The sequence below is a fragment of the Thermogutta sp. genome (assembly GCF_014359955.1).
In the GTDB taxonomy this organism is placed as follows: domain Bacteria; phylum Planctomycetota; class Planctomycetia; order Pirellulales; family Thermoguttaceae; genus Thermogutta.
The window spans coordinates 1-506 of the sequence record NZ_JACIYL010000933.1; the positions used below are offsets into that span (position 1 = coordinate 1).

Sequence of the window (506 nt, forward strand, 5' to 3'; positions counted from 1 at the left end):
CGCGTGTATCGCGGCAGCGATCAACTGATCAGCCAGAGCCTGACGATTATTCTCACCGACCGGGCATACGACTTCCTGAATTCACCACAGGAGGCCACGATCATCGATTTCGCCAGAAAACGAATCACTTTCCTTGATTTACAACGGAGGGAACAAGCCCAGGTCAGCTTTGAAACGGTCCTTCTGTTTCTGGATCGCCTTCGGGCACGTGCCGTCGAACACCCCGACCCGGGATTCCGGTTTTGCGGTCGACCGAATTTTGAGATCCGCCAAGACGGGCCGGACGAGTGGGTGTTTTCCAGTCCCTGGATGACCTACCGAGTCAAAACCCGGCAGAGCCCTGACGCGCCCACGTGCGATCTGTTCTGGAATGTTTCCGATTGGCTTGCCCGGGCCAACACACTGCTGACCCCCGGTTCCCGCCCACCGTTTGCCAGACTGGCGGTGAACGAGACGTTGCGGGAGCAGAAACTGCTTCCTCGGGAAGTCGTTCTGGTACCTGCCGC

Annotated in this window: 1 protein-coding gene; it reads left to right on the forward strand. The window is 58.3% G+C overall.

Going from position 1 to position 506, the window contains the following annotated elements; genetic code table 11:
- Nucleotides 1-506: hypothetical protein (locus H5U08_RS18320; protein ID WP_297036453.1), on the forward strand; the 506-nt coding region annotated here is incomplete at both ends.